Here is a 15,703-nt window from a genome sequence, read left to right as displayed (position 1 = left end):
GAACCATCGCTCATGACACAGACTTTAAGCCAGCTTGAAAACCGTGGCGCCTTCATTGAACGTCACATTGGGCCGGATGCTCAGCAACAGCAGGAGATGCTGAAGACAGTTGGCGCGGATTCATTAAACGCACTGATCGGCCAGATTGTGCCAAAAGACATCCAGCTTGCCACGCCGCCTCAGGTAGGGGAAGCCACAACGGAATTCGCCGCACTGGCGGAGCTGAAGGCCATTGCCGGCCTGAACAAGCGCTACAAGTCTTACATTGGCATGGGCTACACCAACGTGCAGTTACCGCCGGTTATCCTGCGCAATATGCTGGAAAATCCAGGCTGGTACACCGCTTATACCCCTTATCAGCCAGAAGTGTCTCAAGGTCGTCTTGAAGCGCTGCTGAATTTCCAGCAGGTAACGCTGGATCTGACTGGCCTGGATATCGCTTCCGCGTCTCTGCTGGATGAAGCGACTGCCGCGGCAGAAGCCATGGCAATGGCCAAACGCGTAAGCAAGCTGAAAAATGCGAACCGCTTCTTTGTGGCCGCCGATGTTCATCCGCAAACCCTGGACGTTGTTCGCACCCGTGCGGAAACCTTCGGTTTTGACGTGATTGTCGACGATGCAGACAAAGTGCTGGATCATCAGGACGTCTTCGGCGTGCTGCTGCAGCAGGTAGGCACCACCGGTGAAGTTCACGACTACAGCGCACTGATTGCCGAGCTGAAATCCCGCAAAGTCGTTGTCAGCGTCGCCGCTGATTTTATGGCGCTGGTATTGCTGACTGCGCCGGGCAAACAGGGCGCGGATATTGTCTTCGGCTCTGCACAGCGCTTCGGCGTGCCGATGGGCTACGGTGGTCCACATGCGGCGTTCTTCGCTGCAAAAGATGAATTCAAACGCTCCATGCCGGGTCGTATTATCGGGGTCTCGAAAGACGCTGCCGGTAACACTGCGCTGCGCATGGCGATGCAGACTCGTGAGCAGCATATCCGCCGCGAGAAAGCGAACTCCAACATTTGTACCTCGCAGGTTCTGCTGGCCAACATCGCCAGCCTGTACGCGGTGTTCCACGGTCCGGTTGGCCTGAAACGTATTGCCAGCCGCATTCACCGCCTGGCGGATATTCTGGCCTGCGGCCTGCAACAGAAAGGCCTCAAACTGCGTCATGCCCATTACTTTGACACCCTGTGTGTTGAAGTGGCAGACAAAGCGGCAGTGCTGGCTCGTGCGGATGCCGCGGAGATCAACCTGCGCAGCGACATTCACAATGCGGTCGGCATTACGCTGGATGAAAGCACCACCCGCGACGATATCCTGAACCTGTTTAACGTGTTGCTGGGTGATGCACACGGCCTGGACATTGATACGCTCGACAAAGAGGTTGCCCTCGACAGCCGTTCTATCCAGCAAAGCATGCTGCGCGATGATGCGATCCTGACGCATCCGGTCTTCAATCGCTATCACAGCGAAACCGAGATGATGCGCTATATGCACTCTCTGGAGCGCAAAGATCTGGCGCTGAATCAGGCGATGATCCCACTGGGCTCTTGCACCATGAAGTTGAACGCCGCAGCTGAGATGATCCCTATCACCTGGCCTGAGTTCTCTGAACTGCACCCGTTCTGCCCACCTGAGCAGGCGGAAGGTTATCACCTGATGATCAATCAGCTTTCCGACTGGCTGGTGAAACTGACGGGGTATGACGCGCTCTGTATGCAGCCAAACTCCGGTGCGCAGGGTGAATATGCTGGTCTGCTGGCGATTCGTCATTATCACGAAAGCCGTAACGAAGGGCATCGTGATATCTGCCTGATCCCAAGCTCTGCACACGGTACCAACCCGGCCTCTGCCCAGATGGCGGGCATGGAAGTGGTGGTGGTTGCTTGCGATAAGAACGGTAACATTGACCTCGCGGACCTGCGTGCAAAAGCCGAACAGGCTGGCGACAAGCTCTCCTGCATCATGGTGACCTACCCGTCTACTCACGGTGTGTATGAAGAGACAATCCGTGAAGTGTGCGAAGTGGTGCATCAGTTTGGCGGCCAGGTTTACCTCGACGGCGCGAACATGAACGCCCAGGTCGGCATTACCTCTCCGGGTTTTATCGGCGCGGATGTGTCGCACCTGAACCTGCATAAAACTTTCTGCATTCCGCACGGCGGTGGCGGCCCGGGTATGGGTCCAATCGGCGTAAAAGCGCACCTGGCACCGTTTGTTCCGGGTCACAGCGTAGTGCAAATCGAGGGGATGCTGACCCGTCAGGGCGCGGTCTCTGCGGCACCGTTTGGTAGCGCCTCTATTCTGCCGATCAGCTGGATGTACATCCGCATGATGGGTGCAGAAGGGCTGAAGCAGGCAAGCCAGGTGGCGATCCTGAACGCCAACTATATTGCGACTCGCCTGAAGTCTGCCTTCCCGGTGCTCTATACCGGCCGTGATGGTCGCGTGGCGCACGAGTGCATTCTGGATATTCGTCCACTGAAAGAGCAGAGCGGAATCAGCGAACTGGATATCGCCAAGCGTCTGATCGACTACGGATTCCACGCCCCGACCATGTCGTTCCCGGTAGCGGGTACGCTGATGGTGGAGCCAACGGAGTCCGAAAGCAAAGCCGAGCTGGACCGCTTTATTGATGCGATGCTGGCGATCCGCATGGAGATCGATCGCGTGCTGGACGGCGAGTGGACGCTGGAAGATAACCCGCTGGTTAACGCACCGCACACCCAGCATGAGATGGTGGCAGAGTGGAACCACGGTTATTCCCGCGAACTGGCGGTCTTCCCGGCAGGTGTGGCAAACAAATACTGGCCGACCGTGAAGCGTCTTGATGACGTCTACGGTGACCGTAACCTGTTCTGCTCCTGCGTGCCGATGAGCGAATACCAGTAATCGCGTTGGTGTAGTAACGTAGGCCGGGTCAGCGTTAGCGCTACCCGGCTTTTTTATTGGGAGAAGAGAATGGGCATTGCACTTGTAACAGGTGCCAGCCGCGGTATCGGGAAAGCCACCGCGCTGCAACTGGCACGCGAAGGCTACACTGTGGCGGTGAATTATCATCACAACATTAAAGCCGCGACGGACGTCATCAGGCAGATTGTGGATGCGGGGGGTAAAGCCTTTGCCGTACGCGCAGATATCAGCGATGAAGCGCAGGTGATGGCGATGTTCGACAGCCTCGATCGTGAAGGCGAGCCACTTACCGCGCTGGTCAATAATGCAGGGATTCTGTTTGAGCAATCTACTATCGAAAATCTCTCCGCAGAACGTATTAATCGCGTACTGGCGACCAACGTCACGGGTTACTTTCTCTGCTGCCGGGAAGCGGTAAAACGCATGTCTTTCAAGCATGGCGGCAAGGGTGGGGCGATAGTGAATGTCTCTTCCGCGGCGTCGCGCCTGGGCGCACCGGGAGAATATGTTGACTACGCCGCGTCCAAAGGGGCAGTGGATTCACTGACAACGGGGCTGTCGCTGGAAGTCGCCGGACAGGGGCTCCGCGTCAACTGCGTGCGTCCGGGTCTGATCTATACCGATATTCATGCATCGGGCGGTGAACCGGGGCGCGTAGACCGGGTTAAGTCGATGCTACCGATGCAGCGCGGCGGCCAGCCGGAAGAGGTGGCGCAGGCGATTGTCTGGCTGCTGAGCGAGAAGGCGTCATACGTCACGGGCAGTTTTATAGAGCTGGCTGGCGGGAAATAAATGCCGGGTAGCGTTGTGCTACCCGGAAAAAATTACAGCGCCTCGCCGTTACTGGCAATCACACCTTTATACCACTCGAAGCTTTTCTTACGGGAACGCGACATGTCGCCAGTACCGTCGTCGTGTTTGTTCACATAGATAAAGCCGTAGCGCTTGCTGTACTGGCCGGTGGTGAACGACACGCAGTCGATGCAGCCCCACGGGGTATACCCCATCAGATCCACGCCATCGTGCGTGACTGCCTTCATCATTTCTTCCACGTGAGCACGCAAATAGTCGATGCGATAGTCGTCGTTGATGCTGCCGTCTTCTTCTACTTTGTCGTACGCCCCAAAACCGTTTTCGACGATAAACAGCGGTTTCTGATAACGCTCGTACAGCTCGCACAGGGAATAACGCAGGCCAACCGGATCAATCTGCCAGCCCCAGTCAGATGCTTTCACATGTGGGTTCGGTACGCTGCCTTCAAAGCCGGAAATGGCATCACCGGTGCCGCCTTCCGCTTTCACGGCGTTGGTCATGTAATAGCTGAAACCTAAATAATCACAGGTTCCTTCACGCAGGATCTGTTCGTCACCCGCTTCCATTTTGATGGAGAAACCACGGCGTTCCCATTCGTTCAGCACATAAGACGGGTAGTAACCACGCAGCTGGACGTCGGTAAAGACATAGCGCTCGCGCATGGACTCCTGAGCAAACATCACATCTTCTGGTTTGCAGGAGAATGGATAAAGTGCAACCATCGCCAGCATGCAGCCGACTTTCATCTCTGGATTGATACGACGGGCGGCTTTCACCGCCAGAGCGCTGGCCACGAACTGGTGGTGTAGCACCTGATACATGGTTTCTTCCGGGTTGTCGTGCTCGGTATAGACCACCCCAGAGCAGCAGTAGCCGAACAGGGGCGCACGCCAGTTGCGCTGGTTGTTGATTTCGTTAAAGGTCATCCAGTATTTGACCTTGTTTTTGTAGCGCTCAAATACCACTTCCGCGAAGCGCACAAAGAAATCGACCACTTTACGGTTAGTCCAGCTACCATACTCCTGAACCAGATGCAGCGGCATTTCGAAGTGGGAGAGGGTGATGACCGGCTCGATGTTGTATTTGAGCAGCTCGTCGAACATGTCGTCGTAGAACTTCAGTCCTTCTTCGTTTGGCTGCGTCTCATCCCCTTTCGGGAAGATGCGCGTCCAGGCGATAGAGGTACGGAAGCACTTGAAGCCCATTTCAGCAAACAGCTTGATGTCTTCTTTGTAGTGGCCGTGGAAATCAATCGCTTCATGGTTTGGGTAGTATTTACCCGGCACTACTTCCCGGGTGATTTCGCGCGGAACGCCGTGTGCGCCGCCGGTCAATACGTCGCAGATGCTTGGCCCTTTACCGTCTTTGTTCCAGCCGCCTTCAACCTGGTGAGCGGCAACTGCGCCACCCCATAAAAAATCTTTTGGTAAGGTCAATTTTTTCATCATTACTATTCTCAATATATGGCTTATTGATTTCGAGTCTAGCAAAGTGAAATTAAATGTCACGATATAACAATTTGTGTGAAATGTGATTTGTCACATCAAAAAAACAGGGTGTTTTATTCTGTCAATTTCTTCGCCAGTTTCCGGCCGAGAGATTCCAGAATATAAATAACGGGGATTTGCGTGGTGATATCATAAACGCCCCCAATACGCATCTGGGGGACATGCCATGAGAGATTAAAGTCTGCCAGTTTTGCCAGACGCGAGTGTTCGTGGCTGGTAATGGAGAGCACCTTACAGTGATGCAGGCTGAACTGGCTGGCGAAACGCAGGATCTCCTCAGTCTCACCGGAGACAGAAAGCACAATGGCCAGCGCATTTTTCGCCATATCATTGGTGACCGGGAAATAAGGATCGTCGATATGGTTGCTGAATTTACCAATATTTGAAAAGAAACGTGCACCATATTTTGCCAGAGAGCCTGACGTACCCGCGCCGACAAATATAATTCGCTCAGAAGACAAAATAATATCTACCGCATTATCTAATAGCCCATCGAACTCTTCATTATTCACGCTTTTAAAGAAGCTGATAATTTCGCTGGTACCGAAGTTTGCCTGCTGGGGCTCGTTTTGCTCCAGATAGAGTTTGAAGCGTACGCGAAATTCAGAATAACCTTCGCAGCTGAGCTTGCGGCAAAAGCGCAGGATCGTAGTGGTTGAGACACCAGCCGCGTCCGCCAGCTCGCGGATGGTCATGTACATGACTTTGTCACGATTTTTAATGACATAGTTGTAGACCATCATCTCCAGATTATTGAGACTGGCAATGGCGGTGTGGGTGAACATAGTCACAATGGCAAAACTCTCATTCAGACCTCATCCGTCCATCATAACATGCAGCCAGATTGCAGGATCCAATTTTATGCTATTGATTCATAATGATTAAATTTTTATGTGAACAAATGTTAGGTGAATAAATTATTTATGTATATGATTTTTATATACAAAAAATCATGATGAAAATATTTTAGCTAACAGGTGTTCACTGGAATCATTCTCAGTTAGCATAGTCTTGCGATGAATAATCATCTTTTGTTTTCCTGGAGTTTTGTATGGCGAGCAGACCATTAATCGCACAGGGATATTCGCTGGCTGAGGAAATAGCCAACAGCATCAGCCACGGCATTGGCCTGGTGTTTGGGATTGTCGGTTTAGTATTATTGCTGGTGCAGGCGGTAGACACCAATGCCAGCGCGATGGCCATTACCAGCTATAGCCTGTATGGCGGGAGTATGATCCTGCTGTTTCTGGCCTCTACGCTGTATCACGCAATTCCGCATCAACGGGCCAAGATGTGGCTTAAGAAATTTGACCACTGTGCCATCTATCTTCTTATTGCCGGTACCTATACGCCTTTTCTGCTGGTGGGGCTCGATTCACCGCTCGCCCGTGGCCTGATGATTGTTATCTGGAGCCTGGCACTGCTGGGGATCCTGTTTAAGCTGACGATTGCCCACAGGTTTAAGATATTGTCACTGGTGACCTATCTGACGATGGGCTGGCTGTCGCTGATTGTGGTTTATCAATTGGCAATCAAACTGGCTGCGGGTGGGGTAACATTGCTGGCTGTTGGCGGGGTGGTGTATTCGCTGGGTGTGATTTTCTACGTTTGCAAGCGTATCCCTTACAACCACGCCATCTGGCATGGTTTTGTGCTGGGCGGCAGCGTGTGTCACTTCCTGGCGATTTATTTGTACGTCGGGCAGGTGTAGTTTTTAGTCGGGTGGCGGCTGCGCCTTACCCGACCCACAGGATCTGTAGGCCCGGTAAGCGCAGCGCCACCGGGCGATACAGAATTACTCTTCCAGCGAATACGGTAGTGGCTCAATACTTAATGTATTGGCATCGTCACGCACGCGGAAAACGCTATCGGCTTCCATGTCATTATTCATAACAGCCTGAACCAGAAGACGACCATCTTCCAGCTGTACGGCTGCTAACACGGTACCAGTGCGGCGCCAGTTATCACCCATCTTCAGCTCTAAATCTTCACCCGCTTCAGGTACACGGCTGGCATGACCCGCCAGTGTCCACAGCGCACGTTTGTTTGCCCCGCGGAATTTTGCACGAGCCACCATCTCCTGGCCGGTGTAACAGCCTTTCTTAAAGCTGATACCACCCAGAGCCTGGAGGTTGGTTGCCTGAGGAATAAATTGCGCGCTGTTTGCTGCGTCAATCACTGGCAGACCTGCTTCAATGTTCAGTGCCAACCACTGCTGACTGTTGTTGAACTGAGCCTCACCGCGTAGCGCCTCGGTCACGCGCTCTGCTGTGGCGGCATCCGTCACTAACAGGAAACGCTCCTCCGGGTGTTCGAACCACAGGATAGAGGTAGCACCTTCGCTGACCACCTGTTTTTCTGCATCGGGCAATTCGCTGAAAAGATTTTTCAGCGCGGCGCGCGCCTGAAAACCCGCCACACCCAGCAGGATATGTTCGTCGTCCGGGGTAATAGTGACTTTGGAAAAGACAGCGTACTTTTTCAGTTCCTTGAGTTGGGCGTCTTGCAGGCTGCGGCGCTCAATAAAGGCAAAGCCGTCCTGACGGCGGAAGAGACGCAGGTTGCTCCACATTTTGCCTTTAGGGTCGCAATGTGCGGCCAGCAGGTGCTGATGTTCAGTCATCTGGCTGACATCGGCGGTCACCTGACCCTGCAAGTACTTTTCGGCATCGGCACCGGTGAGTGTTGCCAGCGCCCAGTCATCAAGAGAAATAAGCGTCAGCGGCAGACGCGCAGAGGCGGCGGGCTGGCGAGGAGAAAATGGTGTAAATGCCATAACGATATCCTGAATTGCTTAACGCTTTGATAATGCCTAATGGTAAAAGAGCCTGCTGGCAATGCAAGCGCTTTCAGCAGGCCATTTGTGCCATCAACCGGTTCTGCGTAACGCCACGCAAAATAGTGTAATCCGCTGTCTTCGTGGGGTTTATTCTGGAAGCCTGCTTGTAGATCGCAAGATTCCAGTAAAGAAACGGTCAAAAACACGTTACACTAGCTGGTGTCCCCGTAGCGAAATCAAGAACACTGAACGGGGTACCGACTGTGCCAAACGTAATGCAGGAAACAGAACATGGATATTAACAACAAGGCCCGTATTCACTGGGCATGCCGTCGCGGCATGCGTGAACTTGATATTTCCATCATGCCTTTCTTCGAATATGAGTATGACAGCTTAAGCGATGATGATAAGCGTCTGTTTGTTCGCCTGCTTGAGTCTGACGATCCAGATTTATTCAACTGGCTGATGAACCACGGCAAACCCGCCGACACCGAGTTGCAACGGATGGTGCAATTAATTCAAACACGGAATCGGGAACGTGGTCCTGTGGCAATCTGATCTTCGCGTCTCATGGCGTTCTCAGTGGATGTCTTTATTGCTCCACGGCCTGGTTGCGGCCATTGTATTACTGATGCCATGGCCGTTGAGCTATACGCCTCTGTGGCTGCTGTTACTGTCATTTGTCGTTTTTGACAGCGTACGCAGCCAGCGTCGCATTAATGCCCGTCAGGGAGAAATTAAACTCCTGATGGATTCCCGCCTGCGCTGGCAGGGTAAAGAGTGGGATATTCTCGGGATGCCCTGGATGCTCAACTCCGGCATGATGTTACGGTTACGGAGTGTGGACGGTGGGCGTTGTCAGCATCTGTGGCTGGCGGCTGACAGTATGGATGCTTCAGAGTGGCGAGACCTGCGCCGGATGTTATTGCAACAGTCGACGCAGGAGTAAAGTGCGTTAGCTAAACTGTTCTGCCATTTCGCCCAGAATCTGCTCGCACCAGGTTTGCAGGCGATCATCGCTGAGATCGTACTGGTTGGTTTCATCCAGCGCGAGTCCAACAAACAGCTCGCCATCGGCAATAATCGGCTTTTTACTGGTGAACTCATACCCTTCGGTTGGCCAGTAGCCGATAAACGTAACGCCTTTCGGTACCAGTTTATCGTGCAGCATGCCGAGTGCGTCCAGGAACCATTCTCCGTAACCTAATTGATCACCCATGCCGTACATGGCGATAATTTTGCCGCTGAGGTTGAGCGTATCAAGCTGGTCCCAGATAGCTTCCCAGTCTTCCTGTATCTCGCCGAAATCCCAGGTTGGGATACCGAGGATCAACACGTCGTACTGCTCCATCAGTGTGAGTGCGTCATCTTTCAGGTTATGCAACGTCACCAGTTCCGGGCCAATGATGTCGCGAATTTTCTCTGCCGCCATTTCGGTGTAGCAGGTGCTGGAACCATAGAACAGACCAATATTCATCGCGTAACTATCTCAATTCTTGCTTTGACTTTGCGCGTAGTGTACCAGAAACCTGTAGCAATCAGGCATAATGGCCTGACTGCAGAATCAAAGGGGCTGATGTGGAAAAGGATCTCGCACTGATCGAACAGTTTCTCGACGCGCTGTGGCTGGAGAAAAACCTGGCTGAGAATACGCTCAGTGCGTACCGGCGCGATCTCACCATGCTGGTGGAGTGGCTGACACACCGTGGGCTGTCTCTTGCGAGCACACAAAGTGACGACCTCCAGGCACTGCTCGGGGAACGTATCGCAGGGGGCTATAAAGCGACCAGTTCTGCGCGCTTGCTCAGCGCTATGCGTCGTCTGTTCCAGCACCTCTATCGTGAGAAAATTCGCGAAGACGATCCCAGCGCGCTGCTGGCATCCCCGAAACTTCCGCAGCGGCTACCGAAAGATCTTAGCGAAGCACAAGTTGAGAGATTATTACAGTCGCCCGCAGTTGACCTGCCGCTGGAGTTACGCGATAAAGCCATGCTTGAGCTATTGTATGCTACCGGCTTGCGCGTTTCTGAACTGGTTGGTCTGACGATGAGCGACATCAGCCTGCGTCAGGGTGTGGTTCGTGTAATCGGTAAAGGAAACAAGGAAAGGCTGGTACCGCTGGGAGAAGAGGCGGTTTACTGGCTGGAAACGTATCTTGAGCATGGCCGTCCGTGGTTGCTCAATGGTGCTTCTATCGATGTTCTGTTCCCGAGCCAGCGCGCGCAGCAGATGACACGGCAAACGTTCTGGCATCGCATCAAACATTACGCCACACTGGCGGGTATCGACAGTGAAAAGCTTTCGCCGCACGTATTGCGTCATGCTTTCGCGACGCATCTGTTAAACCACGGCGCTGATTTACGCGTGGTGCAGATGTTGCTGGGGCATAGCGACCTTTCCACGACGCAAATTTATACCCATGTCGCGACGGAACGCCTGCGGCAGCTACACCAACAGCACCACCCTCGTGCGTGAGTGCCGACGAATTGTAACAGGATCAAATATGAAAAAGTCTTTTGCGCTGTTCACCCTGCTGGCAGCCTCATTTACCGGTTTCGCCCATGCGGATGACGCCGCAATCAAACAGTCGCTGGCTAAGCTTGGCGTCACGGGTAGCGATATTCAGCCTGCACCGGTTGCCGGCATGAAAACGGTGCTGACGAGCAGCGGCGTACTGTATGTCACCGAAGACGGTAAACACATTATTCAGGGGCCAATGTACGATGTGAGTGGCGCGCAGCCGGTAAACGTCACCAACCAGCTGCTGATGAAAAACCTGAACGCGCTCGAAAAAGAGATGATTGTCTACAAAGCGGCGCAGGAAAAACATGTTATTACCGTCTTCACTGACATCACCTGCGGCTACTGCCACAAACTGCATGAAGAGATGAAAGACTACAACGCGCTGGGCATTACCGTGCGTTACCTGGCTTTCCCACGTGCAGGCGTGCAGAGCCAGCCAGAGCAGGATATGAAAGCTATCTGGTGTGCAAAAGACCGCAACAAAGCATTTGATGATGCGATGAACGGTAAAGCTGTTGCGCCTGCATCTTGTGACATCGACATTGCTAACCACTATGCACTGGGCGTGCAATTTGGCGTGAGCGGTACGCCAGCGATTGTCCTGAGCAACGGTTATGTTGTTCCAGGCTACCAGGGACCAAAAGAGATGAAAGAGTTCCTCGACGCGCACCAGAAACAGTTTGGTGGTAAATAAACCGCGTGAAAGCCCCAATAAAATTGCGCCGTCGTGAGGCGGCCGAGCAGATTGATTTGCCAGACGATCTTCCACCACTGCTGAAACGGCTCTACGCCAGCCGTGGCGTGCGTACCGCTGAAGATCTTGAGCGGAGCGTGAAAGGGATGCTGCCCTGGCAACAGCTGAATGGCATCGAAAAAGCCGCGGAAATGCTCTACAACGCGTTTCTGGAAGGAACGCGAATCGTGGTGGTGGGGGATTTCGATGCAGACGGTGCAACCAGCACTGCGCTGAGTGTACTCAGTATGCGGGCGCTGGGCTGCGATAACGTGACCTATCTGGTGCCGAATCGTTTTGAAGACGGCTACGGTCTCAGCCCGGAAGTGGTCGAGCAGGCTCATACCCGCGGTGCACAGATGATCATGACCGTGGACAATGGGATCTCTTCCCATGCGGGTGTCGATCATGCCCATAAGCTTGGGATCCCGGTGCTGGTCACCGATCACCACCTGCCGGGTGACACACTCCCTGCGGCGGAAGCGATCATCAACCCAAACCTGCGCGACTGTGATTTCCCGTCGAAATCACTGGCGGGTGTAGGGGTGGCGTTTTACCTGATGCTGGCGCTGCGTACGCTGTTGCGCGATAAAGGCTGGTTCGACTCCCGCGGGATTGCCGTACCGAATCTGGCCGAGTATCTCGACCTGGTGGCGCTGGGAACAGTTGCGGACGTGGTGCCGCTTGATGCCAATAATCGTATTTTGACCTGGCAGGGTTTAAGCCGCATTCGGGCGGGCAAATGCCGTCCGGGAATTAAGGCCTTGCTGGAGATTGCCAACCGTGACCCGCTCAAACTGGCGGCCAGTGATTTGGGCTTTGCCATCGGACCGCGTCTGAACGCAGCCGGAAGGCTGGACGATATGTCCGTTGGCGTCGCTCTGCTGCTTTGCGACAATATTGGTGAAGCGCGCGTTCTTGCCAATGAACTGGACGCTCTGAACCAGACCCGTAAAGAGATTGAGCAGGGGATGCAGGCAGAAGCGCTGACCTTGTGTGAAAAACTTGAACGGAGTGGCGATACGCTGCCTGGCGGTCTGGCGATGTATCACCCTGAGTGGCATCAGGGGGTGGTCGGGATTCTGGCGTCGCGCATTAAAGAGCGTTTCCACCGTCCGGTGATCGCGTTTGCCCCGGCAGGTGACGGCACGCTGAAAGGCTCTGGTCGATCGATTCAGGGCCTGCACATGCGCGATGCGCTGGAGCGTCTTGATACGCTTTACCCTAATCTCATGATCAAGTTTGGTGGCCACGCGATGGCGGCAGGCTTGTCGCTGGAAGAGGCGAAATTCGATGAGTTCCAGCGTCTGTTTGGCGAGCTGGTGACCGACTGGATCGACCCGGCCCTGTTGCAAGGGGAAGTAGTATCTGATGGCGAGCTTGCCCCCACTGAGATGACGATGGATGTGGCACAAATGCTCCGCGATGCCGGTCCATGGGGGCAGATGTTCCCGGAACCGTTATTTGACGGCCGTTTCCGTCTGTTGCAACAGCGTATTGTCGGCGAACGCCATCTGAAAGTGATGGTTGAACCCGTGGGCGGTGGTCCGTTGCTGGATGGTATTGCCTTCAATGTTGACACGGCGATATGGCCGGACAACGGCGTGCGCGAGGTTGAGCTGGCGTACAAACTGGACATCAATGAGTTTCGCGGTAACCGCAGCCTCCAGATCATCATCGACAATATCTGGCCAATTTAGCGGCAGTAATCTCTATAAAAAAGGGCGTGGATTCGGTACAATCCCGCTCTTATCACCGCATTTTGACAAGTCCATAAAAGAAAACAGACCATGTTTGAAATTAATCCGGTAAAAAACCGTATTCAGGACCTCACGGAGCGCTCTGACGTTCTTAGGGGGTATCTTTGACTACGATGCCAAGAAAGAGCGTCTTGAAGAAGTAAACGCCGAGCTGGAACAGCCTGATGTCTGGAACGAACCTGAGCGCGCACAGGCGCTGGGTAAAGAGCGTTCCTCTCTCGAAGCTATCGTAGATACGCTGGATCAAATGGCTCAGGGGCTGGAAGATGTTTCCGGTTTACTGGAGCTGGCTGTAGAAGCCGACGACGAAGAAACCTTTAACGAAGCCGTGGCAGAACTCGACGTTCTGGAAGAGAAGCTGGCGCAGCTTGAGTTCCGTCGTATGTTCTCCGGTGAATATGACAGCGCTGACTGTTATCTCGATATTCAGGCCGGTTCTGGCGGTACTGAAGCGCAGGACTGGGCCAGTATGCTGACGCGTATGTATCTGCGTTGGGCAGAAGCGCGCGGCTTCAAAACCGAAATTATCGAAGAATCTGAAGGTGAAGTTGCGGGTCTGAAATCCGTGACCATCAAAATCATTGGCGATTACGCCTACGGCTGGTTGCGTACTGAAACCGGCGTTCACCGCCTGGTACGTAAGAGCCCATTCGACTCCGGTGGCCGTCGTCATACCTCCTTTAGTTCTGCATTTGTTTACCCGGAAGTTGACGAAGATATTGATATCGAAATTAACCCGGCAGACCTGCGTATTGACGTTTACCGCGCATCTGGCGCGGGTGGTCAGCACGTTAACCGTACAGAATCTGCGGTGCGTATCACCCACATTCCAACCGGGCTGGTAACGCAATGCCAGAATGACCGTTCCCAGCATAAAAACAAAGACCAGGCCATGAAGCAGATGAAAGCGAAGCTTTATGAACTGGAGATGCAGAAGAAAAATGCTGAGAAACAGGCGATGGAAGATAACAAGTCTGACATCGGTTGGGGCAGCCAGATCCGTTCTTATGTCCTCGATGACTCCCGCATCAAAGACTTGCGTACCGGGGTTGAAACCCGCAACACGCAGGCGGTGCTGGATGGCAGCCTGGACCAATTTATCGAAGCAAGTTTGAAAGCAGGGTTATGAGGAACCAACATGTCTGAACAACAAGCACAGGGCGCTGACGCGGTAGTCGATCTTAACAACGAACTGAAAACCCGCCGCGAGAAGCTGGCAGCACTGCGTGAGCAGGGCGTACCGTTCCCGAACGATTTTCGTCGTGACCATACCTCAGACCAACTGCACGCTGATTTCGACGGTAAAGAGAATGAAGAGCTGGAAGCTCTGAACGTAGAAGTGTCAGTGGCAGGCCGTATGATGACCCGTCGTATCATGGGTAAAGCCTCTTTCGTGACTTTGCAGGACGTTGGCGGCCGTATTCAGTTGTACGTTTCCCGTGACGATCTGCCAGAAGGCATCTACAACGAGCAGTTCAAGAAGTGGGACCTTGGCGATATCCTGGGCGCGAAAGGTAAACTGTTCAAAACTAAGACCGGTGAACTGTCGATCCACTGCACCGAACTGCGTCTGCTGACCAAAGCGCTGCGCCCGCTGCCGGACAAATTCCACGGCCTGCAGGATCAGGAAGCGCGTTATCGTCAGCGTTACCTGGATCTCATCTCTAACGATGAATCCCGCAATACCTTCAAAATTCGCTCCCGGATCATGGCCGGTATCCGCCAGTTCATGGTTAACCGCGACTTTATGGAAGTGGAAACCCCAATGATGCAGGTGATCCCAGGCGGTGCTTCTGCACGTCCGTTCATCACCCATCACAACGCCCTGGACCTGGACATGTACCTGCGTATCGCGCCGGAACTGTACCTGAAGCGTCTGGTGGTCGGTGGTTTCGACCGCGTGTTTGAAATCAACCGTAACTTCCGTAACGAAGGTATCTCCGTTCGTCATAACCCAGAGTTCACCATGATGGAACTCTATATGGCGTATGCGGATTACAAAGATCTGATCGAGCTGACCGAATCTCTGTTCCGTACCCTGGCGCAGGATATTCTGGGCACCACGCAGGTACCTTACGGTGAAGAAGTGTTCGACTTCGGCAAGCCGTTCGAAAAACTGACCATGCGCGAAGCGATCAAGAAATACCGTCCGGAAACCAACATGGCTGATCTGGATAACTTCGACTCTGCGAAAGCAATCGCGGAAAGCATCGGTATCAAGGTTGAGAAGAGCTGGGGTCTGGGCCGTATCGTGACCGAGATCTTCGAAGAAGTGGCCGAAGCGCACCTGATTCAGCCGACCTTCATCACCGAATACCCGGCAGAAGTTTCTCCGCTGGCGCGTCGTAATGACGTGAACCCGGAAATCACTGACCGTTTCGAATTCTTCATCGGTGGCCGTGAAATCGGCAACGGCTTTAGCGAGCTGAACGATGCGGAAGACCAGGCTCAGCGCTTCCAGGATCAGGTTGACGCGAAAGCGGCAGGCGATGACGAAGCGATGTTCTACGACGAAGACTACGTAACTGCGCTGGAACACGGCCTGCCACCAACTGCAGGTCTGGGTATTGGTATCGACCGTATGGTGATGCTGTTCACTAACAGCCACACCATCCGTGACGTGATCCTGTTCCCGGCGATGCGCCCGGTGAAATAAGTCGTTAAGATGTTAAAAAAGCCC

General features: G+C 53.6%; 14 protein-coding genes. 10 read left to right on the top strand and 4 right to left on the bottom strand.

Features of this window, described 5'->3' with window-relative positions:
• Positions 1–12 precede the first annotated feature (12 nt).
• Both gcvP and WB237_RS16775 read left to right on the top strand, forming a co-directional pair.
• A complete protein-coding gene (gcvP, locus tag WB237_RS16780; protein ID WP_028016957.1) occupies positions 13–2,886 on the top strand; it encodes an aminomethyl-transferring glycine dehydrogenase in 2,874 nt (957 codons plus the stop codon).
• 69 nt (positions 2,887–2,955) lie between these two features.
• Positions 2,956–3,699, top strand: coding sequence for an SDR family oxidoreductase (locus tag WB237_RS16775; RefSeq protein ID WP_336214698.1), 744 nt, complete (start codon positions 2,956–2,958; stop codon positions 3,697–3,699).
• 32 nt (positions 3,700–3,731) lie between these two features.
• Here the strand turns inward: WB237_RS16775 and bglA are convergent, their stop codons facing one another.
• Positions 3,732–5,165, bottom strand: a complete 1,434-nt coding sequence (gene bglA, locus WB237_RS16770) for a 6-phospho-beta-glucosidase BglA (protein ID WP_336214825.1) — start codon at positions 5,163–5,165, stop codon at positions 3,732–3,734.
• Between the two features lie 116 nt (positions 5,166–5,281).
• A complete protein-coding gene (locus WB237_RS16765; protein WP_336214823.1) occupies positions 5,282–6,013 on the bottom strand; it encodes a MurR/RpiR family transcriptional regulator in 732 nt (243 codons plus the stop codon).
• A 266-nt stretch (positions 6,014–6,279) separates the two neighbouring features.
• Between WB237_RS16765 and trhA the strand changes: the two genes are divergently transcribed.
• On the top strand, positions 6,280–6,939 hold the full coding sequence (trhA, locus tag WB237_RS16760; RefSeq protein WP_028016953.1) for a PAQR family membrane homeostasis protein TrhA: 660 nt from the start codon (positions 6,280–6,282) through the stop codon (positions 6,937–6,939).
• Positions 6,940–7,023: 84 nt separating this feature from the next.
• Here trhA and ygfZ read toward each other — a convergent pair whose 3' ends face one another.
• Positions 7,024–8,004, bottom strand: coding sequence for a tRNA-modifying protein YgfZ (ygfZ, locus tag WB237_RS16755; protein ID WP_114979923.1), 981 nt, complete (start codon positions 8,002–8,004; stop codon positions 7,024–7,026).
• A gap of 294 nt (positions 8,005–8,298) precedes the next feature.
• Between ygfZ and sdhE the strand changes: the two genes are divergently transcribed.
• Together sdhE and WB237_RS16745 are read left to right on the top strand one after the other, a co-directional pair.
• Positions 8,299–8,565 (top strand): FAD assembly factor SdhE, encoded by a 267-nt coding sequence (sdhE, locus tag WB237_RS16750; protein ID WP_010435322.1) that lies wholly within the window; start codon positions 8,299–8,301, stop codon positions 8,563–8,565.
• Positions 8,546–8,956 (top strand): protein YgfX, encoded by a 411-nt coding sequence (locus WB237_RS16745; protein WP_336214694.1) that lies wholly within the window; start codon positions 8,546–8,548, stop codon positions 8,954–8,956. The genes sdhE and WB237_RS16745 overlap by 20 nt, the downstream gene beginning before the upstream one ends.
• 6 nt (positions 8,957–8,962) lie before the next feature.
• Here WB237_RS16745 and fldB read toward each other — a convergent pair whose 3' ends face one another.
• Positions 8,963–9,484, bottom strand: a complete 522-nt coding sequence (gene fldB / locus WB237_RS16740) for a flavodoxin FldB (protein WP_028016950.1) — start codon at positions 9,482–9,484, stop codon at positions 8,963–8,965.
• A 101-nt stretch (positions 9,485–9,585) separates the two neighbouring features.
• Here fldB and xerD point away from each other — a divergent pair, with 101 nt between their 5' ends.
• The 5 genes from xerD (at position 9,586) to lysS (ending at position 15,679) form a co-directional block, all read left to right on the top strand.
• Complete coding sequence (gene xerD, locus WB237_RS16735) at positions 9,586–10,482, top strand: site-specific tyrosine recombinase XerD (RefSeq protein ID WP_336214689.1); 897 nt, start codon at positions 9,586–9,588, stop codon at positions 10,480–10,482.
• Between the two features lie 28 nt (positions 10,483–10,510).
• Positions 10,511–11,224 (top strand): bifunctional protein-disulfide isomerase/oxidoreductase DsbC, encoded by a 714-nt coding sequence (dsbC, locus tag WB237_RS16730; RefSeq protein WP_114979927.1) that lies wholly within the window; start codon positions 10,511–10,513, stop codon positions 11,222–11,224.
• Positions 11,225–11,229: 5 nt separating this feature from the next.
• The gene (recJ, locus tag WB237_RS16725; protein WP_336214685.1) at positions 11,230–12,963 is read left to right on the top strand and encodes a single-stranded-DNA-specific exonuclease RecJ; all 1,734 of its coding nucleotides are present in this window, start codon (positions 11,230–11,232) and stop codon (positions 12,961–12,963) included.
• 90 nt (positions 12,964–13,053) lie between these two features.
• Positions 13,054–14,152 (top strand): peptide chain release factor 2 gene (gene prfB, locus WB237_RS16720; RefSeq protein WP_096151315.1). Its coding sequence is split into 2 segments (ribosomal slippage): positions 13,054–13,128 and positions 13,130–14,152, totalling 1,098 coding nucleotides; the frame shifts between segments, so codons are not numbered across the junction.
• Between the two features lie 9 nt (positions 14,153–14,161).
• On the top strand, positions 14,162–15,679 hold the full coding sequence (gene lysS / locus WB237_RS16715) for a lysine--tRNA ligase (protein WP_028016946.1): 1,518 nt from the start codon (positions 14,162–14,164) through the stop codon (positions 15,677–15,679).
• The last annotated feature ends 24 nt before the right edge of the window (positions 15,680–15,703 follow it).

Source organism: Enterobacter sp. P82, assembly GCF_037053385.1.
Taxonomy (GTDB): domain Bacteria; phylum Pseudomonadota; class Gammaproteobacteria; order Enterobacterales; family Enterobacteriaceae; genus Enterobacter.
Note: the sequence above shows the minus strand (reverse complement) of the source record. Positions and strands in the feature narration are given on the sequence as shown.